At 42.0% G+C, this 1,232-nt stretch carries 2 protein-coding genes and 1 pseudogene; all 3 read right to left on the bottom strand.

Annotation, left to right across the window (positions count from 1 at the left end; translation table 11 throughout):
- Positions 1-477 (bottom strand): annotated as a pseudogene (locus HMPREF9446_RS19185) (IS66 family transposase); the annotation flags it as partial.
- Between the two features lie 107 nt (positions 478-584).
- A complete protein-coding gene (gene tnpB, locus HMPREF9446_RS12160) occupies positions 585-896 on the bottom strand; it encodes an IS66 family insertion sequence element accessory protein TnpB (RefSeq protein ID WP_262360196.1) in 312 nt (103 codons plus the stop codon).
- Positions 897-910: 14 nt separating this feature from the next.
- On the bottom strand, positions 911-1,232 hold a 322-nt coding region (locus HMPREF9446_RS12155; protein WP_009125966.1), incomplete at its 5' end, for a hypothetical protein.

Genomic DNA, 1,232 nt, shown 5'->3' with positions numbered 1-1,232 from the left:
ACTATTGCTCATTTTCGGTGTTGCAGGAGTAGATAAATCCTCGCAAGATACTTCCGGTGGATTGCTCCCGTCAAAATCATCCTTCTCACTTTTAAGGTCTTTTTCAGGAACTTTGCGTAAGGAGGAGGATTTCTCGGACTTGCGGCCATACAACTGACGCTTCTGTTTCTCTATTTCAAAGAGTTCAGCAGCGCGCAGGTTTTTCAACTCTTCCAAAGCGCTGGAAAGCAGTTCGGATTTTTTCTCGGCCTGAGCCTTGCCTTCCAAAGCCTTGGATAATTGACCGGCAAGATTCTTATTGTCCCTACGCATACTCTTCAACTCATCAAGTGCTTTATCCAACTTCTCTAAAATCTGACGGTTGCCCTCGCGTTGTTCTTCACGAAGACGTTCATTATCCTTGCGAATACGAAGGAGCTCGTCATCTTTCGATAGTAATTGGGAGACTAATATGTTAATAGTATCTTGCTCTTGCATGCTTCAAAGATACTGAATCTGATTGAAAAAAACAAGCTGTTTACTACATTAATTATTTGACATACAATATATTAATCTCCTACAATCTGATAATCTACAGCCTCGTACTACCCTACGAGAAGTTCCTGACGAACCGTACCTTGGAGAAGCACCACAAGTTTGTCCCAACTAATCTCATAACGGTCATTTTCAATATTGAACACCGGAAGAAGAAAACGTTCACGATCCAATTTCTTCCAATATAAAACATAGCCATTGGACTCGTGACGAAGAATCTTCAAATTACGGCGGTCTTTACCTAAAAAGATGAAGACATCACCCGTATCAGGAGAGGCGTGCATTTTACGACGAACAAGTTCAGAAAGGCTGACGATACCTTTACGCATGTCTACCGCGCCTTCGCACAGGTAGAAATTCATATGGGACTTCAGACCTAACATAAAGCACTTAAACTTTGAAGAAGGCACGTAAGGCTTTCCAAATTACAATTCTCTTTATTGATCTCAATACCGTTACTCAATTTCAAGTGGAAACAAACCACATTCGCAACTTTTGAACAAGAGATGGGCGATACTGACGGAACAGGAGACTTCTCCTTAGGAGCACCCGTGACCGTAAGGGGACTCAAACGAATCTCCTCCATTTCAGATTCACGAATACGCTTCTTGTTATCACGATACCACTTGATGAAATTACGGTATTCAATACCTTCCTGAATGCAATAAGCATTGATGGAAATCTTCCGCGGAGCACCA

The organism is Bacteroides fluxus YIT 12057 (assembly GCF_000195635.1).
In the GTDB taxonomy this organism is placed as follows: domain Bacteria; phylum Bacteroidota; class Bacteroidia; order Bacteroidales; family Bacteroidaceae; genus Bacteroides; species Bacteroides fluxus.
Note: the sequence above shows the minus strand (reverse complement) of the source record. Positions and strands in the feature narration are given on the sequence as shown.